Origin of the sequence: Prescottella sp. R16 (assembly GCF_030656875.1) — a bacterium.
Classification (GTDB): Bacteria; Actinomycetota; Actinomycetes; order Mycobacteriales; family Mycobacteriaceae; genus Prescottella.
In genome coordinates this window covers 1,678,685-1,704,265 of sequence record NZ_CP130943.1, presented here as the reverse complement: position 1 = coordinate 1,704,265, position 25,581 = coordinate 1,678,685, and the positions used below count along the sequence as shown (strand labels likewise).

The 25,581-nt window shown below is 69.9% G+C and carries 29 protein-coding genes; 7 read left to right on the top strand and 22 right to left on the bottom strand.

Features of this window, described 5'->3' with window-relative positions:
• Positions 1-203 precede the first annotated feature (203 nt).
• Positions 204-701 (top strand): (3R)-hydroxyacyl-ACP dehydratase subunit HadA, encoded by a 498-nt coding sequence (gene hadA, locus Q5696_RS08025; protein ID WP_370654912.1) that lies wholly within the window; start codon positions 204-206, stop codon positions 699-701.
• 12 nt (positions 702-713) lie between these two features.
• On the opposite strand, the gene dprA is transcribed toward hadA, so the two are convergent.
• The 15 genes from dprA to rpsP all read right to left on the bottom strand — a co-directional run bounded on the left by dprA (position 714) and on the right by rpsP (position 13,294).
• Positions 714-1,835 (bottom strand): DNA-processing protein DprA, encoded by a 1,122-nt coding sequence (gene dprA / locus Q5696_RS08020; RefSeq protein ID WP_305094662.1) that lies wholly within the window; start codon positions 1,833-1,835, stop codon positions 714-716.
• Positions 1,832-3,340, bottom strand: a complete 1,509-nt coding sequence (locus tag Q5696_RS08015; protein WP_305094661.1) for a YifB family Mg chelatase-like AAA ATPase — start codon at positions 3,338-3,340, stop codon at positions 1,832-1,834. The genes dprA and Q5696_RS08015 overlap by 4 nt, the downstream gene beginning before the upstream one ends.
• Positions 3,340-3,720: a YraN family protein gene (locus Q5696_RS08010; RefSeq protein ID WP_305094660.1), complete on the bottom strand. Its 381-nt coding sequence runs from the start codon at positions 3,718-3,720 to the stop codon at positions 3,340-3,342. The genes Q5696_RS08015 and Q5696_RS08010 overlap by 1 nt, the downstream gene beginning before the upstream one ends.
• 202 nt (positions 3,721-3,922) lie before the next feature.
• Positions 3,923-4,240: a DUF2469 domain-containing protein gene (locus tag Q5696_RS08005; protein ID WP_305094659.1), complete on the bottom strand. Its 318-nt coding sequence runs from the start codon at positions 4,238-4,240 to the stop codon at positions 3,923-3,925.
• A gap of 37 nt (positions 4,241-4,277) precedes the next feature.
• A complete protein-coding gene (locus Q5696_RS08000; protein WP_305094658.1) occupies positions 4,278-4,982 on the bottom strand; it encodes a ribonuclease HII in 705 nt (234 codons plus the stop codon).
• Complete coding sequence (lepB, locus tag Q5696_RS07995) at positions 4,979-5,791, bottom strand: signal peptidase I (protein WP_370654911.1); 813 nt, start codon at positions 5,789-5,791, stop codon at positions 4,979-4,981. The genes Q5696_RS08000 and lepB overlap by 4 nt, the downstream gene beginning before the upstream one ends.
• 110 nt (positions 5,792-5,901) lie before the next feature.
• Entirely contained in the window at positions 5,902-6,243 is a 342-nt protein-coding gene (rplS, locus tag Q5696_RS07990; RefSeq protein ID WP_305094656.1) for a 50S ribosomal protein L19, read from the bottom strand.
• Positions 6,244-6,312: 69 nt separating this feature from the next.
• Entirely contained in the window at positions 6,313-7,203 is an 891-nt protein-coding gene (locus Q5696_RS07985; protein WP_305094655.1) for a hypothetical protein, read from the bottom strand.
• Positions 7,203-8,159, bottom strand: coding sequence for a formylglycine-generating enzyme family protein (locus Q5696_RS07980; protein ID WP_514131061.1), 957 nt, complete (start codon positions 8,157-8,159; stop codon positions 7,203-7,205). Before Q5696_RS07980 ends, Q5696_RS07985 begins: the two co-directional genes overlap by 1 nt.
• A 49-nt stretch (positions 8,160-8,208) precedes the next feature.
• Positions 8,209-8,880: a GAP family protein gene (locus Q5696_RS07975; protein ID WP_305094654.1), complete on the bottom strand. Its 672-nt coding sequence runs from the start codon at positions 8,878-8,880 to the stop codon at positions 8,209-8,211.
• Between the two features lie 62 nt (positions 8,881-8,942).
• Positions 8,943-11,300 (bottom strand): Tex family protein, encoded by a 2,358-nt coding sequence (locus Q5696_RS07970; RefSeq protein WP_305094653.1) that lies wholly within the window; start codon positions 11,298-11,300, stop codon positions 8,943-8,945.
• A gap of 22 nt (positions 11,301-11,322) precedes the next feature.
• Positions 11,323-12,021, bottom strand: a complete 699-nt coding sequence (gene trmD, locus Q5696_RS07965; RefSeq protein WP_305094652.1) for a tRNA (guanosine(37)-N1)-methyltransferase TrmD — start codon at positions 12,019-12,021, stop codon at positions 11,323-11,325.
• 10 nt (positions 12,022-12,031) lie between these two features.
• The gene (gene rimM / locus Q5696_RS07960) at positions 12,032-12,598 is read right to left on the bottom strand and encodes a ribosome maturation factor RimM (protein ID WP_305094651.1); all 567 of its coding nucleotides are present in this window, start codon (positions 12,596-12,598) and stop codon (positions 12,032-12,034) included.
• Between the two features lie 7 nt (positions 12,599-12,605).
• Positions 12,606-12,848, bottom strand: a complete 243-nt coding sequence (locus Q5696_RS07955) for an RNA-binding protein (protein ID WP_305094650.1) — start codon at positions 12,846-12,848, stop codon at positions 12,606-12,608.
• Positions 12,848-13,294, bottom strand: coding sequence for a 30S ribosomal protein S16 (rpsP, locus tag Q5696_RS07950; protein WP_305094649.1), 447 nt, complete (start codon positions 13,292-13,294; stop codon positions 12,848-12,850). The genes Q5696_RS07955 and rpsP overlap by 1 nt, the downstream gene beginning before the upstream one ends.
• 267 nt (positions 13,295-13,561) lie before the next feature.
• On the opposite strand from rpsP, the gene Q5696_RS07945 reads away from it, so the two are divergent.
• Both Q5696_RS07945 and Q5696_RS07940 read left to right on the top strand, forming a co-directional pair.
• A complete protein-coding gene (locus Q5696_RS07945) occupies positions 13,562-13,972 on the top strand; it encodes a transcriptional regulator (RefSeq protein WP_305094648.1) in 411 nt (136 codons plus the stop codon).
• Between the two features lie 83 nt (positions 13,973-14,055).
• Positions 14,056-14,358 (top strand): DUF3817 domain-containing protein, encoded by a 303-nt coding sequence (locus tag Q5696_RS07940; RefSeq protein WP_305095175.1) that lies wholly within the window; start codon positions 14,056-14,058, stop codon positions 14,356-14,358.
• Positions 14,359-14,426: 68 nt separating this feature from the next.
• Here Q5696_RS07940 and rdgB read toward each other — a convergent pair whose 3' ends face one another.
• The 7 genes from rdgB to clpS form a co-directional block, all read right to left on the bottom strand.
• Complete coding sequence (rdgB, locus tag Q5696_RS07935) at positions 14,427-15,047, bottom strand: RdgB/HAM1 family non-canonical purine NTP pyrophosphatase (RefSeq protein ID WP_305094647.1); 621 nt, start codon at positions 15,045-15,047, stop codon at positions 14,427-14,429.
• Positions 15,044-15,826: a ribonuclease PH gene (gene rph / locus Q5696_RS07930; RefSeq protein WP_305094646.1), complete on the bottom strand. Its 783-nt coding sequence runs from the start codon at positions 15,824-15,826 to the stop codon at positions 15,044-15,046. The genes rdgB and rph overlap by 4 nt, the downstream gene beginning before the upstream one ends.
• Positions 15,827-15,909: 83 nt before the next feature.
• Entirely contained in the window at positions 15,910-16,668 is a 759-nt protein-coding gene (locus Q5696_RS07925) for a cyclic nucleotide-degrading phosphodiesterase (protein ID WP_305094645.1), read from the bottom strand.
• Between the two features lie 59 nt (positions 16,669-16,727).
• The gene (locus Q5696_RS07920; protein WP_305094644.1) at positions 16,728-17,351 is read right to left on the bottom strand and encodes a rhomboid family intramembrane serine protease; all 624 of its coding nucleotides are present in this window, start codon (positions 17,349-17,351) and stop codon (positions 16,728-16,730) included.
• On the bottom strand, positions 17,348-18,478 hold the full coding sequence (locus Q5696_RS07915) for a P1 family peptidase (RefSeq protein ID WP_370654878.1): 1,131 nt from the start codon (positions 18,476-18,478) through the stop codon (positions 17,348-17,350). Before Q5696_RS07915 ends, Q5696_RS07920 begins: the two co-directional genes overlap by 4 nt.
• A complete protein-coding gene (aosR, locus tag Q5696_RS07910; RefSeq protein ID WP_305094642.1) occupies positions 18,439-19,011 on the bottom strand; it encodes an oxidative stress transcriptional regulator AosR in 573 nt (190 codons plus the stop codon). Before aosR ends, Q5696_RS07915 begins: the two co-directional genes overlap by 40 nt.
• 50 nt (positions 19,012-19,061) lie before the next feature.
• A complete protein-coding gene (gene clpS, locus Q5696_RS07905) occupies positions 19,062-19,415 on the bottom strand; it encodes an ATP-dependent Clp protease adapter ClpS (protein WP_370654877.1) in 354 nt (117 codons plus the stop codon).
• A 100-nt stretch (positions 19,416-19,515) separates the two neighbouring features.
• On the opposite strand from clpS, the gene Q5696_RS07900 reads away from it, so the two are divergent.
• The 4 genes from Q5696_RS07900 (at position 19,516) to Q5696_RS07885 (ending at position 25,574) form a co-directional block, all read left to right on the top strand.
• Entirely contained in the window at positions 19,516-20,814 is a 1,299-nt protein-coding gene (locus Q5696_RS07900) for a nicotinate phosphoribosyltransferase (RefSeq protein WP_305095174.1), read from the top strand.
• 37 nt (positions 20,815-20,851) lie between these two features.
• Positions 20,852-21,460, top strand: coding sequence for an isochorismatase family protein (locus Q5696_RS07895; protein WP_305094641.1), 609 nt, complete (start codon positions 20,852-20,854; stop codon positions 21,458-21,460).
• A 40-nt stretch (positions 21,461-21,500) separates the two neighbouring features.
• Positions 21,501-23,558: an ATP-dependent DNA helicase gene (locus Q5696_RS07890; protein WP_305094640.1), complete on the top strand. Its 2,058-nt coding sequence runs from the start codon at positions 21,501-21,503 to the stop codon at positions 23,556-23,558.
• A 522-nt stretch (positions 23,559-24,080) separates the two neighbouring features.
• Complete coding sequence (locus Q5696_RS07885; RefSeq protein ID WP_305094639.1) at positions 24,081-25,574, top strand: MFS transporter; 1,494 nt, start codon at positions 24,081-24,083, stop codon at positions 25,572-25,574.
• Positions 25,575-25,581: the final 7 nt, after the last annotated feature.

Here is a 25,581-nt window from a genome sequence, read left to right as displayed (position 1 = left end):
GTAGGTGATCCCCGCACCGGTTGCGGTGCGCCTCGCAGAGGAGCGAACGGGCAAATGTTTCCGGACGGAAACGACGGGCGTGCGGTGGCCGCGATCTGCCGGTTTCCCGTCGACGACGGGATGTTTTCCGTCACACTCGACATGTGTCGTCGTCGACGGGAACCCCGGAGACGGATTCCGCTCGGGCCGCCCGCCTGCAGCGCATGGTCGGCTTCGGTTACCGCATGCCCGACCACTACGAGGTGGGCCGCGAGAAGGTGCGCGAGTTCGCGACGGCGGTGCAGAACACCCATCCCGCCCACTACGACGAGACGGCCGCCCACGCCCTCGGTCATCCCGCTCTCGTCGCACCGCCCACGTTCGTCGCCGTGATCGGGCTGATCGCACAGCGGTTCCTGCTCGAGCAGATCGTCACCGGTTTCGATCTCAGCCAGATCCTGCAGACCGATCAGCGGCTGATCTTCCACCGCCCCATGTATGCCGGGGACCGCCTCACCGTCGACGTGTGCCTCGCCTCCTTCCGGCACACCGGCGGCATCGACATCTTCGTCACCGAAACCGATGTCACCGACGACACCGGGGCACCGGTCGTGACGACGCTGACCACGTTCGTCGGCCGTACGGGCGACGCCGACCCCGACCGGCTCCGGCGCATCCGGGACGTCATGATGCGCGGCGCCGCGCCGGGACCGCACCCCTGACCGGGAGCACCCTCACCGCACCCGGAACCAGCCCGAATCGTCGGAGCCGACGAACCCGTCGATCTCGAGCATCGGGAGAACCGCCCGCACCTTCTCGGTCGGGGTTCCCGACTCCACCGACAACTCCCGCACACTGCGGGATCCGCTCGCAGGCAGTGCCTCGTACACCGCGGCCGCGGGACCGGTCAGCGCGTCGAGGTCCCGCGCCGGACCGGCATCGTCGCCGCCCACCCCGATCGGGCCGGCCTCCCGGGCGACGTCCGCGGCGCTCGCCACCAGCACCGCCTCGCCCTCCCGGATCATGCGGTGGCAGCCGGTGGACGCCGCCGACGTCACCGGGCCCGGCACCGCGAGCACGGGACGCCCCAGCCGACGCCCCCACGTCGCGGTGTTGCGGGCCCCGCTGCGCCATCCGGCCTCGACGACCACGACCCCGTCGGACAGTCCGGCGACCAGCCGGTTGCGGGCCAGGAACCGGTAGCGGGCCGGGGTGGTGCCCGGCGCGTACTCGCTGATCACCGCACCGGACGCGGCGATCTGCTGCAGCAGCCGTCCGTGCCCGGCCGGGTAGGCGCGGTCCACGCCGCACGCGAGCACCGCGACGGTGCGGCCGCCGACTCCGAGTGCGGCCCGGTGCGCGGCCGCGTCGATCCCGAACGCCGCCCCGGACACGATCGTCCAGTCGTCGACGGCCAGATCACCGGCGATCTCGGCGGTCACGTGCTCACCGTAGGAACTGGCCGCGCGGGTTCCGACGATCGCGACCGCCCGCGCCAGCAGGTCGTCGAGCGGCGGCGCCCCCAGCACCCACAGGGCCAGTGGTGGCCCGTCGTCGCGGCCGTCGCCGAGCCGGTCGAACGCGAGGAGCCGCCAGCTCGGCCACTCGTCGTCGTCCGGGGTGACGAGCCGTCCCCCCATCGCCGCCAGCAGGTCGAGGTCGCGGGCCGCGGTGTCCAGGTGTGCCCGCGCCGACGTGCGCCGGCCCAGGAAACTCGACAGGTCCCGTTCCCGCACCGCCCGTGCGGCGTCCTCGGGCCCGACGGCCGACGCCAGCTGCGCGAGCGGCGGACACGCCCCCTGCACCACCTTCGACAGGTACGCCCACGCCAGCAGCCGCGGATCGTGCGTGCTCATGCCGCCCCCTTGTCCCGGAACCCGAGCGCCGCCGTCACCTCGTCCTCACCGGGCACGGACCGTCCACCCAGGTCGCCGAGCGTCCAGGCCACCCGCAACGCACGGTCGGCGCCGCGGGCGGTGATCTCGCCGCGCCGCAACGCGTGCTCGAGTGGGCGCAGGGCGGGGCGGGACGGACGGAACCGTTGCCGCAGAGCCGGTCCCGGAACCTCGGCGTTGGTGCGCCAGCCGAAGTCCCGCCACCGCTCGGCCGCCGCGGCCCGAGCTGCCGCCACCCGCGCCCGGACGTCGCCGGTGGGTTCCCCAACCCCGTCCATCAGCGCCTCGCTCGACGCCGACTGCATCCGGATCCGCAGATCCACCCGGTCGAGCAGCGGCCCGGACAGCCGCCCCAGGTACCGGCGTCGCACGGTCGGCGGGCACACGCAGTCCCGGTCTCGGGCGGGTGCGCAGGGGCACGGGTTCGCCGCGAGCACCAGCTGGAACCGGGCCGGATAGCGCGCCACCCCGTCGCGGCGGGCGATGCGCACCTCACCGTCCTCGAGTGGTGTCCGCAACGCCTCGAGCACCTTGGCACCCATTTCGGCGCACTCGTCGAGGAACAGGATGCCGCGATGTGCGCGGCTCACCGCACCGGGTTTCGCCATGCCGGTACCTCCGCCGACGAGGGCGCTGACCGTCGTGGTGTGGTGCGGCGCGACGAACGGGGGTTCGGTGACCAGGGGCCGGTCCGCCGGCAGCAGGCCGGCGACCGAGTGGATCGCGGTGACCTCCAGTGATTCGGCCTCGGTCAGGGGCGGCAGGATCCCCGGAAGCCGTTGCGCCAGCATGGTCTTCCCGATCCCGGGCGGCCCGGTCAGCATGAGGTGGTGGGCACCGGCGGCGGCCACCTCGACGGCCCATCGCGCTTCCGTCTGGCCGACCACCTCGCTGAGATCGCCGCGCACCGTGGATCCGTCCGACTCGAACGGTTCCGGCCGGGCGAGCGCACCCTTGCCCTGCAGCCAGTCGGTGACGGCGGTGAGACGGTCGGCGCCGAGCACCTCGATACCGTCGACCAGTCCGGCCTCGGCGAGCGCCGCGAGCGGCACCACCACTGTCGACCAGCCGGCGTTCTTCGCGGCCAGCACCGCCGGCAGGACCCCCCGCACGGTGCGGATACGTCCGTCGAGGGCCAGCTCGCCCAGTAGCACCGTCGACGCCAGCCGTTTCCGGGGAATCTGCCGGGCCGCGTCGAGCACGGCGCACGCGAGCGCGACGTCGTAGACGCTGCCCACCTTCGGTAGCGTCGCCGGGGACAGTGCGAGCGTCACCCGGGACTCCGGCCACTTCGCCCCCGAGTTCGTCACCGCGGCCCGCACCCGGTCCCGGGACTCCTGCAGCGCGGTGTCCGGAAGCCCGACCAGATGCACGCCCGGCAGCCCGCGGCCGATATCGGCTTCGATCTCCACGATCTGCCCCTCTACCCCGGTCACCGCCACCGAGTGCGCCCGTCCGAGCGCCATCAGAACACCGCCGGCAGGTGCGTGATCTGCGGGTCCGCGGACGTGTCGTGCCGGTGCACGAGCACGCCGACGACGTCGAACCGCACGTGCGGCCAGTGTCGTCCCGACCGGGTCAGCCACTGCTGTGCGAGCAGCCGGATGCGGCGCTGCTTGGTGTAGGTCACCGCTTCGGCGGGGCTGCCGTATCCGAGGCCCGACCGGGTCTTGACCTCCACGAACACGATCGTGTCCCCGGCAGGATTCCCCTCGTCGACGGCGATCAGGTCCAGTTCCCCGTACCGGCAGCGCCAGTTACGGTCGACGACCGTCAGCCCCGCATCCGTCAGATACTGCGCGGCCAGGTCCTCCCCCAGCGCGCCCAACGCGATGTTCCGCCCCATCCCGAGCCCTCCCCTCGTGCGGCGGGACCTCCCGCCGATCGAGAGACACGGTGCCGGAACGACACCGGGCGGCCTGCGGCGCGACCTGGGGAAACAGATTGCCCTGTGGATGAACGGACAGCTGTGGACAACTCACCCCGAAGGAACGGAAAACGCGGCCGCACACCACCCTTCGTGGTGTACGACCGCGTGCCCCGGAACGCTAGCCGAGCCCGTTGTCGGGCAGCCGCAGATCCGACTTCTCGAGCTCCTCGATGTTCACGTCCTTGAACGTGATCACCCGCACGTACTTCACGAACCGCGCCGGCCGGTACATGTCCCACACCCAGGCGTCGGACATCCGCACCTCGAAGTAGATCTCCCCGTCCGCACTGTGCGGAATGAGCTCCACCGAGTTCGCGAGATAGAACCGGCGCTCTGTCTCCACGACGTACGAGAACTGCCCGACGATGTCCCGGTACTCGCGGTACAGCGACAGTTCCATCTCGGTTTCGTACTTCTCGAGATCCTCGGCACTCATCGGCCTCGACGTCCTCCTGCGTTGTTGTGAACAGCCATCATCGCGCACCCACCCCCGCCAACTCGAATTCGCGGCCCGCTGCTGTCTCGAATTCGCGGCTCGCCGCGGCCACATTCGCGTACGACATCCGGTGTTCGGCGGTCGGCCCCAGCTCCCGCATGGCCGCGGTGTGCACGGCGGTGCCGTAGCCCTTGTGCCCGGCGAATCCGTAACCGGGCAGTGTGTCGTCGAGCGCGATCATCGTCCGGTCGCGGCTCACCTTCGCCAGGACGCTGGCCGCGGCGATGCACGCGGCGGCGGCGTCGCCGCCGATGACGGGCAGCGACGGTGCCGGTAGGCCGGGTACCCGGAAGCCGTCGGTGAGCACGTAGCCGGGTGCGACGGTCAGCCCGGCGACGGCGCGCCGCATGCCTTCGATGTTGGCGACGTGGATGCCGATCCGGTCGATTTCGGCGGCGGGGATCTCGACGATGCTCCATGCCACGGCGAGGCGCTGGATCACCGGGAACAGGTCCTCTCGGGCCTTCTCGGTCAACCGTTTCGAATCGTCCAGGCCGGCCAGGGCGGCATGCGGTTTCGGTCCCAGCACGCACGCGGCGACGACGAGTGGGCCGGCGCACGCACCGCGTCCGGCCTCGTCGACGCCGGCGACCGGGCCGAGGCCGCAGCGCAGCAGCGCGGACTCCATCGTCCGCAAACCGGAGGCTCTGCGAATGATCGTTCTCGGGGGCCAGGTACTCACTGCTGCTGGATGTCGGGAGAGGAGATGGTGCCCCACCGGGACGGCGGCAGCACGATGAACGTGGCCTTGCCGATGACGTTGTCGAGCGGGATGGTGCCCTGCAGGTCGTCGGACACGTGGGCGCGGGAGTCGGCGGAGTTGCTGCGGTTGTCGCCCATCACCCACACGTTGCCCTCGGGGACGGTGACGGGTCCGAAGCAGCGACCGGACTGCACGGCGGTGTCGCAGGTCTGGACGCCGGGGACGAACGGGAAGTCCATCTGGATGTAGGGCTCGTCGAGCGGTTTGCCGTCGACGAGGACCCGGCCCTGGTCGTCGCAGCATTCGACGGTCTGGCCTCCGGTGGCGATGACGCGCTTGACGAGGTCGTTCTCGTCGGGCGGGACCAGACCGGCCATCGACCCGAGTTCCTGCAGCCCGCGGACGATCGTGTTCGACGACCGCGTCGACGACCACGTCCCGTTCCACGATTCGGGCCCCTTGAAGACGATGACGTCACCGGGTTGCGGGTCCCCGAACCGGTAGCTGATCTTCTCGACGACGATGCGGTCGCCGGTGCAGCCCGCGCAGCCGTGCAGGGTCGGTTCCATCGACTCTGACGGAATCAGGTAGACGCGGGCGATGAACGTCTGGAGCAGGAAACTGAGGACGAGGGCGACGAGGATCAGGATCGGGATCTCCCGCCACAGGGAGCGGGACTTCTTGGCCTTCTTGCCCTTCCCGGGGTCCGGGGTGCCGGCGGCCGGTCCGTCGGCGCGATGCTTGCCGTGCGTTTCGGTACCGGGGCCGGTGTTCGCGTCCGGGCTCACGGACGGGTCCTGCGGTGCGTCTGCCACCGAAACAGATTAGCCCGACACCGCATGGAACGGTGCCGGGCCAACCGGTGGATCTCGGAGCGTTACCGCTCAGCGCACGATGATCAGCGCTTTTCCTTGATCTTCGCAGCCTTGCCGCGCAGGTCGCGCAGGTAGTACAGCTTGGCGCGACGGACGTCACCGCGGGTGAGGACCTCGATCTGCGCCAGGTTGGGGCTGTGGACCGGGAAGGTGCGCTCGACGCCGACACCGAACGACACCTTGCGGACGGTGAAGGTCTCGCGCACGCCGCCACCCTGGCGACGGATCACGACGCCCTTGAAGACCTGCACGCGCTCCTTCGAGCCTTCGATAACCTTGACGTGCACGTTCAGGGTGTCACCGGCGCGGAACTCCGGGATGTCGTCACGGAGGGACTTGGCGTCCAGGAAGTCCAGGGTGTTCATGGTTGTTCCATCCTTGCGTTCATCGCAGGAGCAGAGGAACCGAGCGGCGGTGGCTCGACTGGTTCGTGCTCAGATCAGAGTGGTGTCGCCTGTGCCAGGCAACCCGACCATTGTGCCAGATGCCCCCGGACGCGTGGTAATCGGTGGTGGCGCGGCCTGTACCGTGCGGTCGAGGACCTCCTCGGTGGCCGTCAGCGCATGTTCGACGCTGGGTTTTCCGGCGACGAGGTCCTGGACGTAGATCTTGGCGCGGATCATCGGCCGCCGGAACCGCTTCTCCCGTTCGACGGCCCGCCGCATCCGGCGCGGTTTGCGCACGTACCGCCAGCGGGCCCACGGTGCGCCGGGGCGGCTGAGCCGGATCGCGCCGACCAGCAGGATCGGGAACACGAACAGTCCGACGAGCCCGGTCCAGATCTTGCCCTTGAGGATGACGACGGCCGCGATCACCAGGTTCACCAGTACCAGGGCGACGACGGTCGCGCGGACCGCGATGTGCGGGGATTCGCGCCATTCGGCGAGGTCGAGCAGTTCGAGGGGCTGGAACCCGAGGAGCAGCAGTCCGGTGACGGCGAGTGCGACGAACACCGCGTCCACCGATGCCCGTCCCTGGTCGGACCAGTACACGTCCTTGAGGTAGAAGATGAGCGCGAACTCGTCGAGGACGAGCGCCGACCCGATCCCGAAGAACGTCGCGATCACCGCGCCGGTCGCCTGGGTCGCGGTCTCGTAGACGGCGATCAGGGCGATACCGGACGCGAACATCGTCACGACCCCGAACACGACGTGGTGGATGTGCTGGCCGCCCGGGGTGATGTTGCCGGGCCACCACCGCACCTCGGCGCGGATCATGCGGACGCTGAGCCGGATGAACAGGAACGCGAGCAGGAAACCGATCAGGAAGAACAGCAGCGGCAGCCGCCCGTTGCCGATGATCTCCCGCTCGAGCCAGTCCTCCATCAGTTCGGTCCGGGTCCTCGCACGATGCATCGGAAACCGATGTGGCAGGTGGACGTCTCCTCTGTCTCTCCCTGCCGGGCCGCGGGCCGGTAACGCAGGCAGTAGTTGGGGGCGCACAGGTGCGAGCCGCCCTTGATGACACGCCGCGGATACACCTCGCCGTCACGCGCTTCCCCGACCTCGACGCGGGGGTTCCGGGGAATGCAGCACGACGACGCCGGTGCCACGTTCTTGCCGGAGCTGCTGTGATCGGCGGTGTGGAAGTCGGAGGTCCACTCCCACACGTTGCCGGTGATGTCGAGCAGGCCGTACCCGTTGGGACGGAAGCTGCCGATCGGCGAGGTGCCGACGAAACCGTCCTCGACGAGGTTCTCCCACGGGAACTGCCCCTGCCACGTGTTGGCCTGATGGCGTCCGTTCGGGGTGAACTCGTCGCCCCACGCGTAGGTGGCGCGGTCGAGTCCGCCGCGGGCCGCGAACTCCCATTCGGCCTCGGTGGCCAGTTCCTTGCCCGCCCACGCCGCGTACGCGAGCGCATCGGTGTACGAGACGTGGGTGACGGGGTGACGTTCACGGCCCCCGACGTTGCTGCCCGGACCTTCGGGATGCCGCCAGTCCGCGCCGGGCGTCCACGACCACCACTGCCGGTAGTCGTCGAGGGACACCGGACCGGCCGGCGGGGTGAACACCAGCGAGCCCGGCACCAGCAGGGCGGGATCCGCGTCGGGGTAGTCCGCGGGGTCGGGGGCGATCTCCGCGGTCGTGACGTGCCCGGTGGCCTTCACGAACCGGCGGAACTCGGCGACCGTCACCTGGCGGGTGTCCATCCAGAATCCGTCGACATCCACCTGGTGGACGGGACGTTCCTCCGGATAGAAGTCCTCCGACCCCATCCAGAACGTTCCACCCGGAATCCACACCATGTTCTTCGGCTGCATGGACGGTGAGCTTTCCATCCGTGACCGGTTCTCGAAAGCCGGAGGGGAAACCCGTGTTTCGGGGTGGTCAGTATCCGCCGATGCCCTTGCCGATCAACATCACCCCGATCACCAGGAGCAGCACGGCCATGACGGCCGCGTTGTTCGCGGTCAACCACGTCTTCAGGCCCGTCAGCCACGACGTCGCGCGTTCCCGGGCACTGAAGTAACCGATCACCGGTACCGCGACCGTGACCGCGCCGAGCACCGTGAACACCACCCCCGCGACGACGGCCGTCCCGGCGCCGACCCCCAGGTGGGCGACGGCGACGGCGGCGCCGACGATCATCAGCAGGTTCTTCGGGTTGACGGCGGCGAGCGCGAACCCGAGCCCGAGCGCCTTGGCCGGGGTCACCTTGTCGATCGCGGCGAGCCACGCGGGCATCGTGGGTGTCTGCCCGGGTGCGGGACGTCCCCGCCACTGCTTGACGGCCAGCAGCACGAGGAGGACGCCGAGCACGATCCGGATCGTGGCGGTGACCGGGTTGCCGTCGGATCCCGAGTCCAGGTCGACGACGCTGCCGAGCGCCACGAACACCGTGTATCCGACGGCGATCCCGAGGATCCAGCCGGCGAGGAACATCGTGGCCGTGCTGCCGGCCCGCGGCGTCAACAGCATCAGGATGGTCGCGATGATCGGGATCGGACTGATCGCGACACCGAGTGCGAGGGGAAGCACGTCCCCGATGGCGGTACCCATACCGGGATCGTGGCAGGCCCGGCGCGCGGTGACTCCATCCGTCGCGGGTGAAAAGGACCGGGCTACTTGCCGAACCCGGCCTTGCGCAGGGCGTCGGCCATCGACCCGGACGCCGGACGCTCGTCGCGCCGGTCCCGGCCACCACCGTTACCGGAACCGGAACCGCGTCGGCCCTGCCCGCCCTGTGTCGGACGTCCGCCGCCCTTCGGTCCGCGCTGACCGCCGCCGGAGTTCTTGGGTCCCTTGGGGCCCTTCGCCGCGCCGGCCTCGTCGTCGAGACGCAGCGTCAGTCCGATGCGCTGGCGTTCGACGTCCACCTCGAGAACCTTGACCTTGACGACGTCGCCGGATTTGACGACCTCGCGCGGGTCGCTCACGAAGGTGCGCGACATCGCCGAGACGTGCACGAGCCCGTCCTGGTGGACGCCGACGTCGACGAACGCCCCGAAGGCGGCGACGTTGGTGACGACCCCCTCGAGCACCATGCCGGGGGTCAGGTCGGACACTTTCTCGATACCGGCCGCGAAGGTGGCGGTGGCGAATTCGGGGCGCGGGTCGCGGCCCGGCTTGTCGAGTTCGGTGATGATGTCGGTGACGGTGGGGATGCCGAACTTGTCGTCGGCGAAGTCGCCGGGCCGCAGCCGGGACAGGACGGCGGTGTTGCCGATCAGGTCGCTCACCGACGATCCGGATGCCTGCACGATGCGCCGCACCACGGGGTAGGCCTCGGGGTGGACGGCGGACGTGTCGAGGGGGTCGTCGCCGCCGGGGATCCGGAGGAAGCCGGCGCACTGCTCGAACGCCTTCGGGCCGAGCCGCGGCACGTCCTTCAAGGCCTTGCGGCTGCGGAACGGGCCGTTCGCGTTGCGGTGGGCGACGATGCTCTCGGCGAGGGAGCCGGCGATGCCGGAGACCCGCGACAGCAGCGGCACCGACGCGGTATTGACGTCGACGCCGACGGCGTTGACGGCGTCCTCGACGACAGCGCCGAGGGAGCGGGCGAGCATCGTCTCGGACACGTCGTGCTGGTACTGGCCGACGCCGATCGACTTGGGGTCGATCTTGACGAGTTCGGCGAGCGGGTCCTGCAGGCGGCGGGCGATGGAGACGGCGCCGCGGATGGAGACGTCGAGGTCGGGTAGTTCGGCGGACGCGTAGGCGGACGCCGAGTACACCGATGCGCCGGCCTCGGACACCATCACCTTGGTCAGCTTCGCATCGGGGAATTTCGAGATGAGGTCGGCGGCGAGGGCGTCGGTTTCCCGGGAGGCGGTGCCGTTGCCGATCGCGATGAGGTCGACGCCGTGCTTCGCGGCCAGCCCGGCGAGGGTCGCGAGGGCCTGGTCGCGCTTGTTGTGCGGCTGGTGCGGGTAGATGGTGGCGTGGTCGACGACCTTGCCGGTGGCGTCGACGACGGCGACCTTGGTGCCGGTGCGGAAGCCGGGGTCGAGGCCCATCGTGGTGCGGGTGCCGGCGGGTGCGGCGAGCAGCAGGTCCTTGAGGTTGGCGGCGAACACGTCGACGGCGTCCTTCTCGGCGGACTGCCGCAACCGCATGCGGGTGTCGATGCCGAGGGTGACGAGCAGTTTCGTCTTCCACGCCCAGCGGACGGTGTCGAGGAGCCAGCGGTCGGCGGGGCGGCCGCGGTCGGCGATCCCGAAGCGGGTGGCGATCCGGCCCTCGTAGACGCTGGTCTCCCCCGGTGCGAGCGGCTCGCGGTCCGACGCGAGCGTCAGCGAGAGGATCTCTTCCTTCTCGCCGCGCAGCAGCGCGAGGATGCGGTGCGACGGCAGTTTCTCGAACGGCTCGGAGAACGCGAAGTAGTCCGCGAACTTGGCGCCGGCAGCCTCTTTGCCGTCGCGGACCGTCGACTCGACCTGTCCCCTGGCCCACATCGTCTCGCGCAGTTCCCCGACGAGGTCGGCGTCCTCGGCGAACCGTTCGACGAGGATCGCGCGGGCACCGTCGAGCTGTTCGTCGGTGTACTGCGCGGGGTCGGTGCTCGGATCCCCGATGAGGGCGTCGGCGACGGGTTCGTGTCCGGCCTCGCGGGCGATCTGCGCCTTGGTGCGCCGCTTGGGCTTGTACGGCAGGTAGATGTCCTCGAGCCGCGCCTTGGTGTCGGCGAGCATGATCTGCCCGCGCAGCGTGTCGTCGAGCTTGCCCTGCGATTCGATCGATTCGAGGACGACGCCGCGCCGCTCGTCGAGTTCCCGCAGATAGCGCAGGCGTTCCTCGAGTTGCCGTAGTTGGGCGTCGTCGAGGCCGCCGGTGACTTCCTTGCGGTATCGGGCGACGAACGGGACCGTGGCGCCGCCGTCGAGCAGGTCGACCGCGGCGGCCACCTGCCCTTCCCGGACGTCGAGTTCGTCGGCGATGCGCTTGTTCACGGATTCGAGGGCGTTGGAGGCTACCGTCACGGCGATCGACCCTACCGGTGGTTCACGACAAAAGGTCGGGGCGACGCTCCGCGGTGCGTTGCAGCGACTGTGCCCGCCGCCAGGCGGCGACCTTGGCGTGGTCCCCGGACAGCAGCACGGGTGGGACGTCGAGGTCGCGCCAGCTGACGGGTCGCGTGTAGCTGGGCCCTTCGAGGAGCCCGTCGGAGAACGAATCCTCTTGGTGGGACTGCTGATTGCCGAGCACGCCGGGCAGGAGCCGGACGACGGCCTCCACCATGACGAGGACGGCGGCCTCCCCACCGATGAGGACGTAGTCGCCGATGGACACCTCTTCGACGCGGACGCGGCGGGCGGCGTCGTCGAACACGCGCTGGTCGATGCCCTCGTAGCGGCCGCACGCGAACACGAGGTGCTTCTCCTGCGCCCACCGGTGCGCGGTGGCCTGTGTGAACGGCACTCCGGCCGGGGTGGGGACGACCAGCAGGGCCTCGGAGTCGGGTTCACCGTTCTCGTCGGTGAGGACCTCGTCGAGGGCGTCGCCCCACACGGTGGGTTTCATGACCATGCCGGGGCCGCCGCCGTACGGGGAGTCGTCGACGGACTTGTGGACGTCGTGGGTCCAGCGCCGCAGGTCGTGGACGTCGACGGAGATCAGGCCCTTGTCGATGGCCTTGCCGAGCAGCGCGGCCCGCAACGGCTCGAGGTATTCGGGAAAGATCGTGACGACGTCGAGACGCACGGTGGTTCGGTCACTCCTCGTTGGTGCTGTCCCCGAAGTTCGGATCCAGCAGGCCTTCCGGTGGGTCGATCTCGATGACACCGTCGGCGACGGACACCGTCGGGACGATCGCGGTGACGAACGGCACCAGCAGTTCGCCGGAGGTCTGCCCGGCGGGGCGGATCGACAGCAGTTCGCCTGCGGCGGAATGCAATACCTCGATCACGGTGCCGACGACGGTGCCCGCATCGGGGCGTCCGGCGACGATCCGCACGGTCAGGCCCTCGAGCTCGTGATCGTAGAACTCGTCCGGGTCGTCGGACGGAGTGAGATCGGCGGTGTCGACCAGGAACAGCACGCCGCGCAGCTCGTCGGCGGTGTTCCGATCGTTCACGCCACGCAGGCGCAGCAGAAGCCGCCCGGAATGTTCCCGGGCGGCTTCCACCACGAACGTGCGCAGCGTGGTCTCGCGCGGCTTGCGTCCCCGCAGCTCGGCGCCGATGGCGAAGCGTTCCTCGGGTTCGTCGGTGCGAACCTCGACGACGAGTTCCCCGCGGATGCCGTGCGACTTGGCGACGCGTCCTACTACGAGTTCCACTGCGGTACTACTGGTCGGTGTCGACGACGTCGACGCGGATGCCACGGCCACCGATACCGGAGACCAGGGTCCGCAGGGCGGTCGCGGTACGACCACCGCGACCGATCACCTTCCCGAGGTCGTCGGGGTGCACGTGCACCTCGACGGTGCGTCCCCGACGTCCCGTGATCAGCTCGACGCGCACATCGTCGGGGTTGGCGACGATCCCACGGACGAGATGATCGACGGCGTCGGCGACAACGGCGCTCATTACTCGGCAGCCTCGGCGTCGGCAGCCGGAGCGTCAGCCTCGGCAGCCTCTTCCTTCGCGGCCTTCTTCTTCTTGGGGGTGATGGCCTCGGCGGCCGGCTCGTTCTCGGCCTGCGCGAGCGCAGCCTGGAACAGCTCCAGCTTGGTCGGCTTCGGCTCCGCCTTCTTCAGGGTGCCCTCGGTGCCCGGCAGACCCTTGAACTTCTGCCAGTCACCGGTGACCTTCAGCAGGTTCTCGACCGGCTCGGTCGGCTGCGCGCCGACACTCAGCCAGTACTGAGCGCGCTCCGAATCGATCTCGATCAGCGACGGCTCTTCCTTCGGGTGGTACTTGCCGATGGTCTCGATCGCACGGCCGTCACGGCGGGTGCGAGAGTCCGCGACGATGATCCGGTACTGCGCGTTGCGGATCTTGCCGAGGCGGGTGAGCTTGATCTTGACAGCCATGAGCTGCGTTTCTCCTTCGGTGCGCACACGGGTGCACACGTGTCACGTGCAATTCGGCGACCCACCAGGGTGGTGAGTCCGGTTTTGCCTCTTTCCTGTGACCGTCGCGCGGTACGTAACCGGATGCGACGAACAGCGGTTCATTCTGCCAGACGCCGGGCGCGGATCGGAAACGCAGGTCACCGGACCGGATCGTCGCAGTTCAGGTGACCGGAACCACCCGACGCCCCCGGCCGGGTGGTCGCACGCCTCGGGTACCGTCGAGATGTGGCCCGTACCAGTCGAAAGAGTCGACCCGCACTGATCGTGCTGGTCATCGTCGCCGCCCTCGGATGCCTGGCGCTCGGCTGGTGGCAGTGGACCCGTTTCGAGTCGGCCGGTGGCACCGGCCAGAACCTCGGGTACGCGTTCCAGTGGCCGCTGTTCGCGGCGTTCCTCGTCTACGCCTACCGACGGTTCGTGCAGCTCGAGGACGATCCCGACGAGTCCGCCGCATCACCGGACGCACCGACCGACGTCCCCGAGGGCCTGCTTCCGGAGCGACGGACGAACCCCGCGTTCGGTGCCGCCCTCGACGATCTGGACGATCCCGAGGCCCGGCAGATGCTCGAGTACAACGACTATCTCGCCGGGCTGTCGGCTCGCGAGACCGACAGCCCCGATAGGAGCGAGAAGTGAGCGGCGCCGCCGAGAACTCACCGCAGCAGACCACCGATCAGCAGCAGAGTGTCCCGCCGCGGTCGCCGCAGGACACGAAGAAGATCGCGGGGTCGCTGCTGCGGTACCGCGTGCTGGCGTACGCGACCGGCGTCTGGCTGCTGGTGCTCACCGCGGAGATGGTCGCGAAGTACGTCTTCGGCGTCGACAATCTGCCGACGTGGATCGCGATCGTGCACGGCTGGGTGTACTTCGTGTACCTGATCCTGACCCTGGACCTGGCGGTCAAGGTGCGCTGGCCCGCGGGCCGCACGGTGGGCACGCTGCTCGCCGGCACCGTCCCGTTCCTGTCGTTCTTCGTCGAGCACTGGCGCACCCAGCAGGTCAAGCGCGACTTCGGCGTCTGAAGCACCCGATACACCACGAGGGCCCCGTCTCGAACGAGACGGGGCCCTCGTGGTGTGCAGCGGCGGGATCAGCCGCGGGCGAGCTCGGCGAGCGTCGGCACGAGCTGCGCCAACGCCCGGCCGCGGTGCGACGCGGCGTCCTTCTCGGCCGGGGTCAGCTGCGCCGACGTCCGGTCGTCGCCGTCGGGGAGGAAGACGGGGTCGTAGCCGAAACCGTTGTCGCCGCGCGGTTCCCGGACGATCCGTCCCCGCCACTCCCCCCGCACGACGACGGTGTCGCGGCCGGGGATCGCGAGGGCGCACGCCGATACGAAGGCGCCGCCGCGGCGTTCGTCGGGAGTGTCGGACAGTTGCGCGAGCAGCAGGGCGGTGTTGGCGTCGTCGTCGCCGTGCCGGCCGCTCCAGCGGGCGGAGAGCACGCCGGGCATGCCGTTCAGGGCGTCGACCTCGAGTCCGGAGTCGTCGGCGACGCACGGCAGTCCGGTGGCGGCGGCACCGTCGACGGCCTTGACGATCGCGTTGTCCTCGAACGTGGCCCCGGTTTCGGGGGTTTCCGGGAACTCGGGGACCTCGTCGAGGCCGATCACGTCGAGGCCGTCGATGCCGGCGGTGGCGAGGACGCGGCGCAGTTCGGCGAGTTTCTTGGCGTTGCGGCTGGCGACGAGGACCTTACGGCTCTTCCCGCTCAACTGCCGAACGCCTTCTTCTTCGGTTCCACCGATTCGGGCAGCACGCCCGGGTACGGCTCGGCGAGCGCGGCCTGCTGGAGCGCGAACAGCTGTTCGCAGCCGGCGAGGGCCGAGTCGAGCATCGCGTCGAGGGTGGTGCGCGGGAACGTGGCGCCCTCCCCGGTGCCCTGGACCTCGACGAGGGTGCCGGTGTCGGTGGCGACGACGTTCATGTCGACCTCGGCACGGGAGTCCTCCTCGTACGGCAGGTCGAGGCGGACGCGGCCGTCGACGACACCGACACTGACGGCGGCGATGGCGCACGAGATGGGCTGCGGGTCGGCGAGGCGACCGGCGGCCCGCAGGTAGGTCACGGCGTCGACGAGGGCGACGTACGCACCGGTGATGGCGGCGGTGCGGGTGCCGCCGTCGGCCTGCAGGACGTCGCAGTCGATCGCGATGGTGTTCTCGCCGATCGCGGCGAGGTCGATGCACGCGCGCAGCGACCGGCCGACGAGGCGGCTGATCTCCTGGGTACGACCGCTGACCTTGCCCTTGACGGATTCGCGGTTGTTGCGGGTGTGGGTGGCGGCGGGCAGCATCGCGTATTCGGCGGTGAGCCAGCCCAGCCCGGATCCGCGGCGCCAGCGCGGCACACCCTCTTCGACGCTCGCGGTGCACATGACCCGCGTGTTGCCGAACTCGACCAGTACCGAGCCCGCGGGATGGCTCGTGAATCCGCGGGTGATGCGCACCGTGCGGAGTTCGTCGTCCGCCCTACCGTCTTCTCGTGTCGTCACGGTCCATCACCCTAGTCGGCGGTGCCGACGGTCCTGCACGAGTCGGCGGTGCCGACGGTCCTGCACGAGTCGGGTCCGCCCCCTCAGACGGTGTAGACGTCCCCGGCGGACACGGCGGTGACGGGCCCGGAGTATTCGGCTTTGGCCTCGGCGATGACGTCTTCGCGGGACGTCCACGGTGGGATGTGGGTGAGCAGCAGCTGTCCGACGCCGGCGCGGGTGGCGATCTGCCCGGCCTCGGTGCCGGACAGGTGGATTCCTTCGGGCCGGTCGGGGCTGTGCGTCCACGACGCCTCGGAGAGCAGCACGTCGGCTCCGCGGGCGAGGTCGACGACGGCGTCGCACATGCCGGTGTCGCCGGTGTAGGCGAGGATGCGTCCGTCGGCGGTGGTGATGCGGAAGCCGTACGACTCGGGTGGATGGTTCACCCGGAACGCCTGGACGGTGATCTCCCCGATCTCGGCGGTGTGCCGATCGTTCCACTGCCGCAGGTCGAGGGTGTCGGTGACGTCGTCGAGGTCGCCGCCGCATTCGGCGGAGGCGACGCCGATGCGGCACGCGCTGTCGCTGGGCCCGTAGACGAGGGCGCGCCCGGTCGGCGGATTCGGGTGGTAGCGGCGCCACACGAGGAGGCCGGCCATGTCGAGGCAGTGGTCGGCATGCAGATGGGACAGCAGGATCGTGGCGTCCCCGGGGTCGGCGTACCGCTGTAGTGCGCCGAGGACGCCGGGGCCGAAGTCGAGTACGACCGGCGGCGTGCCCGGGGCGGTCAGTAGATACCCCGACGCAGCCGAGTCTGGTCCGGAGACACTGCCCGAACATCCCAGGACCGTCATGCGCATGCCCGTCATGCTGCCATGCCGGTCCGGCGTGGACGAAGCGTCCGCACCGATCGGTCGGATCACGTCACATCCGACACCGAACTGTGACGCAGCGCGGGCCGGGAGGGCCGGGCGAGCAGCCATGCCGCGACGACGCCGCCGATCGCCCCGAACAGGTGTCCCTGCCACGAGATGCCGTAGCGGCCGGGCAGCACACCCCACAGCATGCTGCCGTAGAGGAACAGGATGACCAGGCCGATGAGGATCTGCCCGAAGTGGCGGGCGAAGATCCCACGGACCAGCAGATACGTGAGCCAGCCGAAGATGAGGATGGATGCGCCGACGTGGATCGCGTGTCCACCGGTGAGCCACGTGCCGAGGCCACCGACCACCCAGACGATGCCGGTGGCGGCGAGTCCGCGTCCGATGCCGGACAGCAGGACGAGATAACCGAGCACGAGCAGCGGAAGGGTGTTGGCGAGCAGGTGTCCCCAGCCGGCGTGCAGCAGCGGCGCGAACGCGATCCCGGACAGCCCGTCCATCGTGAGCGGCTGGATGCCCCACGCGTCGAGGTTGGTGCGGGTAACGGTGTCGATCGCCTCGATCAGGTAGAGGACGGCGACGAATCCGCCGATCGCGAGTCCGGCGCGCTGCCACTGCGGGCGCGGCGCGGGTGTCGGGGTCGGGGTCGTCGGGGTGTTCACGCACGGCCTTTCTCGAATGCGGACGGGAACAGGTCCCGATAGCTGGGGATCCCGGCGACGGTGGTGGCCGACAGGATCGCGTCGACGATCGCCCGCTGCACACACAGGGCGGCGGCAGTGCAGACGGCGTCGAGGATCGGCAGTTCGTGCGGGAAGGCGGCCGGTACTCCGGGTACGGGCGGGATCTCGCGGGTGCCGGTGGCGAGCGCGAAGATCGTGTCGCCGTCGAGTGGGGAGTGCGCGGGCCGGATCGCGCGGGCGAGGCCGTCGTGTCCGGCGACGGCGACGCGGCGGCACGACGGTTTGGACAGTGGTGCGTCGGTGGCGACGACACCGATCGTGGTGTTGAGGACGGTCCCCTTCTGTCCGAGCGCGTTCGCGGCGGCGAGGTCCGCCGCGGACGGCGGCCGGATGCCGCGGCGCTGCGCGTCGGCGTGGGTCAGCCCCCACGGCAGTCCGGTGTCGGGGTCCCACACGGAGCCGACGGGGTTGGCGACCATGAGTGTGCCGACGGTGACACCGTCGGCGGGTCCGCCGTCGATCACGGTGCTCGCGGTGCCGACACCGCCCTTGACGACGCCGGCGCGGGCGCCGGTGCCGGCCCCGACACTGCCGGTGGCGACGGTCTCGGACGCGACCGCGTCCGCAGCGGCTCGGTGACCGAAGTCGGCGGTGGGCCGGACGGTCCAGTCGCCGACGGGCAGATCGAAGATCACCGCGCCGGGCACGATCGGGACCACCTGGCCTGGCGCGCCCATCGGGATGCCGTGGCCGTGTTCCTCGAGCCACTGCACGACGCCGTCGGCGGCGGCCAGCCCGTACGCGCTGCCGCCGGTGAGCAGCACGGCGTGGACCTGCTGCACGGAGTGGCTGGGGTCGAGCAGATCGGTTTCGCGGGTGCCGGGGCCACCGCCGCGCACGTCCACCCCGGCGGTTGCACCGGCCGACACGAGGACGACGGTGCTGCCCGTCGCGCTGCCGGAGCCGAGGGTGGTGTCGGCGTCGAGGACCTGGTGGTGGCCGACGAGGACGCCGGTGACGTCGCACAGCGAGTCGGACGGCCCGGTGTCCGTCGTCCGGGATGCTGTCACGCGATGAGCGCCTGGACGAGGGAGTCCTGCATCCATGTCAGCCAGTGGTAGACGTCGAGGTGCGGGGCCCGCGGATCGTCCTCGTCGAGTTCGTCGGGGGTGTCGTCGTCGATACCGAGGTTGGTGCCGAGGGCGAGGCGGACGTCGTTGAGGCCGGCGAGCCACGCATCGGCCTGCTCGGGGGTGAGGGCGATCTTGCCGCCGTCGACGGGCACGGTCCGCAGGATCACCGCACCCGCGGCGACCTTGTCGTCGATGATGTCCGGTTCGTGGAGGCTGCGCAGGCCGCTGTTGACGTTGGCCTGCTCGGGGTCCTCGGCGGCGTCCGGGTCGGTGCGCTGGAAGTCCGGCAGCAGCCGCGCCAGCACCGCGTCGTCCGGTGTCTCGGTGTTGCCGGTCCGCATGCCGGTCAGGGCTGCGAGTTCGTCGGTGGGGGCGGCGGCGGCCCGATCCTCGAGCAGTCCGGTCACGGACGTCACGAGCGACCGCAGGACGGCCGCCTCGTGCGCGTCCATCTCGGAGCGCAGTTTCATTCCGCCGAGCGAGTTCTTCCTCGTCCAAGTCCGCACGTCGTGTACCCGGGTTCCTTACGGTCGCGATGGATGAAAATGGGGGTGTTCTAGCTGCTGTCGCGCTGCATGGTGGCCCACAGTCCGGCGGCGTGCAGTTTGCGGACGTCGTTCTCGACCTTGTCGCGGGATCCGCTGGAAACCACGGCCTTGCCTTCCTTGTGAACCTGCATCATCAGGTCCGTGGCCTTGGCTTTGCTGTAGCCGAACAGCTTCTGGAAGATGTACGTCACGTAGTGCATGAGGTTGACGGGGTCGTCCCAGACGACGGTGACCCACGGCCGGTCCAGCGCCTCGACGCTCTCCTCGATCTCGGCCTCGGCCGGTGAGAGCTGCGGCGTCGCGGCAGGCATTTTGGCCACCGGGACGGCGGTGTGGGGAGTCGATGTGGGGCACGGCACCATGGGTCCAGGGTACGACCTGGGCATCGAACTCGACACCCGTGGCCGCTGCCCGGATCGTGACGTCGGCGATACGGCCGACCCCGACGAAAAGGACACCGGTATGCCCGTGAGTACGGCCCTGTTCACCGATCAGTACGAGTTGACGATGCTCGAGGCGGCCCTCGCGGACGGCTCCGCGCACCGGCAGTGCAGTTTCGAGGTGTTCGCCCGGCGGCTGCCCGAGGGACGCCGGTACGGCGTGGTCGGCGGCACGGGACGGCTACCGGAGGCGTTGGCGCGCTTCCGGTTCGGCGAGGAGGAGTTGGACGTCGTCGCCCGGTTCCTGGCGCCGTCGACGGTGGAGTGGCTGCGCGGTTACCGGTTCTCCGGCGACATCGACGGCTACCGCGAGGGGGAACTGTATTTCCCGGGGTCTCCGATCCTGTCGGTGCGCGGGACGTTCGCCGAATGTGTCCTGCTCGAGACGTTGGTGTTGTCGATCCTCAATCACGACAGTGCGATCGCCTCGGCGGCGGCCCGCATGGTGTCGGCGGCCGACGGGCGCCGGTTGATCGAGATGGGGTCGCGCCGGGCACACGAGGAATCGGCGGTGGCGTGCGCGCGGGCCGCGTATCTGGCGGGGTTCGATGCGACATCGAATCTGGAGGCGGTGCGCCGGCACGGGGTGCCGGGGGCGGGGACGAGCGCGCACGCGTTCACGCTGCTGCACACCACCGGCGACGGCCCGGACGAGGTGGCGGCGTTCCGGGCGCAGGTGGCGGCCCTCGGGGTGGGGACGACGCTGCTGGTCGACACGTACGACATCCGACAGGGGGTGGAGAACGCGATCACGGCGGCCGGCCCCGACCTCGGCGGGGTGCGGATCGATTCGGGCGATCTGGGGGTATTGGCCCGGCAGGTGCGTGCGCAGCTCGACGGGCTGGGGGCGACGGGCACGCGGATCGTCGTGTCGGGCGATCTGGACGAGTACGCGATCGCGGCGCTGCGTGCCGAGCCGGTCGACACGTACGGCGTCGGCACGTCGCTGGTCACCGGGTCCGGTGCCCCGACGGCCGGGATGGTGTACAAGCTCGTCGAGGTCGACGGGGTGCCGGTGGAGAAGCGCAGCACGCACAAGCAGTCGCACGGGGCGGCCAAACGGGCGGTGCGGTCGAGCCGGCCGTCGGGCACGATCGTGGAGGAGGTGCTCTTCCGGGCACACGAGCCGATCCCCGACTGCGGCGGCCTCGCGGTACGGGAGTTGCCGATTCCGATGGTGCGCGGTGGCGACGTCGTCGACGGGTTGCCGACGCTCGAGGACGCCCGGACACTGCTGGCCCGCAATCTGGTGAGCCTGCCGTGGGAGGGTCTCAAGCTGTCCCGAGGGGAGGCGGCGGTCCCGACGCGGTTCGCGGGCTGACGTCCGAGGAAGGGCGAACGGGAGGGAGAATGGTGTCATGAGCGGTAAACGGGCCCTGGTGATCGTCGACGTCCAGAACGACTTCTGCGAGGGCGGATCACTGGCCGTCGCCGGCGGTGCCGCGGTCGCGGAGGCGATCAGCGAGTATCTGGCGTCGCCGTACCGGCCGAAGTACGCGGCGATCGTGGCGACTGCGGACCGGCACGTCGCTCCGGGCCCGCACTTCTCCGACTCCCCCGACTTCCGGCGCAGTTGGCCGCCGCACTGTGTGGTGGGGACGCCGGGCACCGAGTTCCATCCGGCGCTGGACCTGTCGGAGGTGCGGGAGGTGTTCGGCAAGGGCGCCTACTCGGCCGCCTACTCGGGGTTCGAGGGCGTCTCCGACGACGGGGACACGCTGTCGGAGTGGCTGCAGGACCACGGCATCGACGCCGTCGACATCGTCGGTATCGCCACCGACCACTGTGTGCGGGCGACGGCGATGGACGCGGTCCGGGAGGGATTCGACACCCGCGTGCTGCTGGACTACACGGCCGCGGTGTCCCCGGACACCGCCCACACCGCGCTCGGCGCGATGCAGGATCTCGGGATCACGCTGGTCGGGTCGTCGGCGGTGCCGCCCCCGCGCCGCCCGCGGCGGAGGTGACGCCGCCGGCCGTGTCACCGGTGGCGGCTACCCTGTTGCGGTGCCTGCGCGTGAACTGCCGAACGTCCCCGATCTGTTGTCCCTGGCGGTCCGCTCGCTCGGCGGCAAGGAGCGTCGCAACCAGTTGACGATGGCGTCGGCGGTGGCGCATTCGATCGACACCGGCGAGCATCTGGCGGTGCAGGCCGGCACGGGTACAGGTAAGTCGCTGGCGTATCTGGTGCCGAGCATCCGGCATGCGGTGGAGTCGGGTCGCACGGTGGTGGTGTCGACGGCGACGATCGCGTTGCAGCGGCAGCTGGTGGACCGGGATCTGCCGCGGCTCGCGGAGGCGTTGAAGCCGGCGCTGGGCCGACTCCCCCGGTTCGCGATCCTCAAGGGCCGCGGAAACTACCTGTGCATGAACAAGATTCACACCGGCATGGCGCAGGACACGCCTCCGGAGGCGGAACTGTTCGACGCGTTCGCGGTGTCCCGGCTGGGCCGGGAGGTGCAGCGGCTGACGAAGTGGTCGTCGGACACCGAGACCGGGGATCGGGACGATCTGGTGCCGGGGGTGAGCGATCAGGCGTGGCGGCAGGTGAGCGTGAGCGCCCGTGAATGCCTGGGCAAGTCGCGCTGCCCGGTCGGTGAGGACTGTTTCGCCGAACGGGCCCGCACGGAGGCCTCGCAGGTCGACGTGGTGGTCACCAACCATGCGATGCTCGCGATCGACGCGATCTCGGGGATCAAGGTGCTGCCGGAACACGACGTGGTGGTGATCGACGAGGCACACGAGCTGGTGGATCGGGTCACCGGTGTCGCCACGGCGGAGTTGGCGGCGCCCGCGATCAGCGGTGCGGCACGGCGTGCGGTGAAGCTGGTCGAGGAGCAGGACGTGGACCGGCTCGAGGCGGCGGCCGAGGGCTGGGCGGACCTGCTCGAGCAGCTGCCGGCGGGCCGGTGGGAGTCGTTGCCGGACGGCGTCGGGATGGCGTTGGCGGCGGTACGGGACGCGGCGTGGCATGTGCGGACGGCGATCGGTCCGGCAACGCCGGGGATGGCGGCGTCGGATCCGGAGGCGGCCGCGGCGCGCAGCGCGGCACTGAATGCGATCGACGAGATCCACGACGGCGCGGTGCGGGTGCTCACTGCGTTCGACGAGCCGGATCCGGCGAAACGCAAGGACGTGGTGTGGCTGTCGGTCGAAGACCACCGCGGCAGTGTCCGCCGGGTGGTGCGGATGGCGCCGCTGTCGGTGGGCGGGCTGCTGCGGGCGAGCCTGTTCGCGGAGTCGACGGTGGTGTTGACGTCGGCGACGCTGACGGTCGGCGGCTCGTTCGACGGGCTGGCGGTGAACTGGGGGCTGCCGGCACAGTCATCGTCGCGGAGCGACACGGCCACCGCGGTCGGGAAGGAAGCCCCCTCGGACACCGGTGCCCTGCACTGGAATTCGGTGGACGTGGGGTCGCCGTTCGATCACGCGAAGTCGGGGATCATGTACATCGCGCGGCATCTGCCACCGCCGGGTCGAGACGGCCTGTCCCCCGCCTTCCTCGACGAGATCGCGGAGTTGGTGACCGCGGCCGGTGGACGCACGCTGGGACTGTTCTCGTCGATGCGGGCGGCGAAGTCGGCGGCGGAGGCGATGCGGGAGCGGTTGGAGATGCCGATCCTGTGTCAGGGCGACGATGCGACGGGCACGCTGGTGAAACAATTCGCCGACGACGAGCCGACGACGCTGTTCGGGACGCTGTCTCTGTGGCAGGGCGTGGACGTGCCGGGACCGTCGCTGAGCCTGGTGATCCTGGATCGGATTCCGTTCCCCCGTCCCGACGACCCGCTGCTGATGGCGCGGCAGCAGGCGGTGGAGTCCCGGGGCGGCAACGGATTCCTGTCGGTCGCGGCGAACCATGCGGCGCTGCTGCTCGCGCAGGGTGTGGGACGGCTGCTGCGCAGTGTCGACGACAAGGGTGTGATCGCGGTCCTCGATTCACGCCTGGCCACCGCCCGCTACGGCGGCTACCTCCGTGCGTCCCTCCCCCCGTTCTGGGAGACCGCCGACCCGCAGGTGGTGCGCAAGGCGCTGGAGCGTATTGCGGCCGGGCGGCCGAGGTAGCCCCGAGAAGCCGACCGACAAACCGATATACAGGCACACCCCGGGGGGCACCCCGGGGTGTGCCGTCGTCGATCCGCCGGTCGTTCGGCCGGACGCATGCCGCCGACCACGGGCCGGACAGGTCCCCAACGAACATCCCCGCGTTAATCTTATGAGCTTATAGACCGACCCCAAGGCCTGCCCGCCCCCATCGCGGTCCGAACTTCGGCGCGACACACAGACCCTGAGCCTTCGGCGACCTCACGCTCGAGTTCACATGCACCGCTGCCGGTATCGCCCGGAGTTCGACGGCGCACGCGGCGCCACCCACCCGCCGTTGCGCAGTCCCACTCAGCGAGACGCCACACCCGTAGTGATCCCGTCGGATTAATCTCTCGTGAGTCGCGTCACGGCGTCCGGGGTCTGGTGATCCAGACCTCGGGCGAACGTCTCGCGCCCGAGTCGAGCCGACGCACCACATCGCTTTCCGCAATGTTCCGGTCCGCGTGAATGACCGGTCACCAGGTCCTAGGAGCCCACCTCATGCCAACCACGAGTCCTGTCGCGATGTCGAAACGGCGGATCATCGCCGTCCTCGCGATGATCATCCTGTTCTCCGAGATCGCGACGTTCGAGATACTCATGGTGCTCCCGGCGCTTCCCCGCATGGCGACGGAATTCCAGACGCTCAGCATTGCGTGGGTGGCGTCGATCGTGACGCTCGCAGGGGCGACAGCGATGCCGTTGATCGGCAAGGCATCGGACAAGTGGGGCAAGAAGCGAACGATCGTGATCCTCGGGCTGATCTTCGTGGCAGGTAGCGTCCTGTCCGCGGTCACGACGTCTTTTGCCCTGCTACTCGCCGGCCGGGCGATGCAGGGCGTGCTGGTCGGCGTCGTGTCGATCTCGTACGGTCTCGTTCGCGACATCATGCCGCGGGAGTTCGTGCCGGTTGCCCTCGGCGCGGTCGTGACCGGAGTGGGTATGTCTGCCGTCGCCGGCCCTTTCCTTGCCGGTTGGTTGATCGACAACCACGGATTCCGTGCAGTGTTCTGGTTCCTCGCCGTATACGTCCTCGTTCTGCTGCCGATCTACATGATCGTCGTCCCGGAAAGCCCCATCCGCTCCGACCGGCCGATCGACTACTTCGGTGTCGCGACGCTGGGCCCGGGCATCATGCTGCTCCTCGTCGCGGTGAGCAAAGGCAAGGTCTGGGGATGGACAGCTCCGTCCACTCTCGTTCTCGCCGCCGCGGGGGTGGCGATGCTGGCGGTCTTCGTGTGGTGGCAGAAGCGTGCCCCGCACCCGCTCATCGATCTCCGGATCCTGACCGGACCGAAGTTCGGACTGACCGTCGTCGCCGTCGCGTGCGTCGGATACATGATGAGCGCGCATTCACTGCTCATGCCGATCATGCTGCAGACCCCCGTCACCGACGGCATCACTTACGCCGCAGGCCTTTCCGCGACATCGCTCGCAATCTGGACGTGTCCCCTCGGTATCACGGCGATGGCGATGGGGCCGGTCGGCGGAGCCGTCGCCAAGCGGTTCGGAGCCCGGCGAGTGCTGCTGACCGCAGGCGGATTGTTCCTGGCAGTGATGTTCTTGGGTTCTCGGCTGATGACACTGCAATGGCAGATCGGGATTCTCAGCGCCATCGCCGGCGCTGCCGTCGGGTTCCTGCATTCGTCCAATGCGAACCTCGTCCAGGACGCCCTGCCGGCCGGGTTGAGCGGGATCGGGGCGAGCATCTCCGGAATGTTCTCCATGCTTGCCGGCGGAATCGCGACCACGCTGACCGGCGTGGTTCTGTCCGGCCACGTCGTCTCCACCGGCACCACGACACACTCTGCGATGTACTCGGACAGCGGAATCCGGCAGGCATTCCTGGTCGCGGGGCTCGTCGGGTCGGTCGGGGTCGCGTTGGTGGCTGCGATGAAGCACGGGCGGGGACCGGCACAGGGTGGCCTGGAGGAAGCCCTCCCGCCCGAGACAGAAGCCGAACCGGCTGCGACGGCCGTAGGCCACGGACTCTAGGATTCGA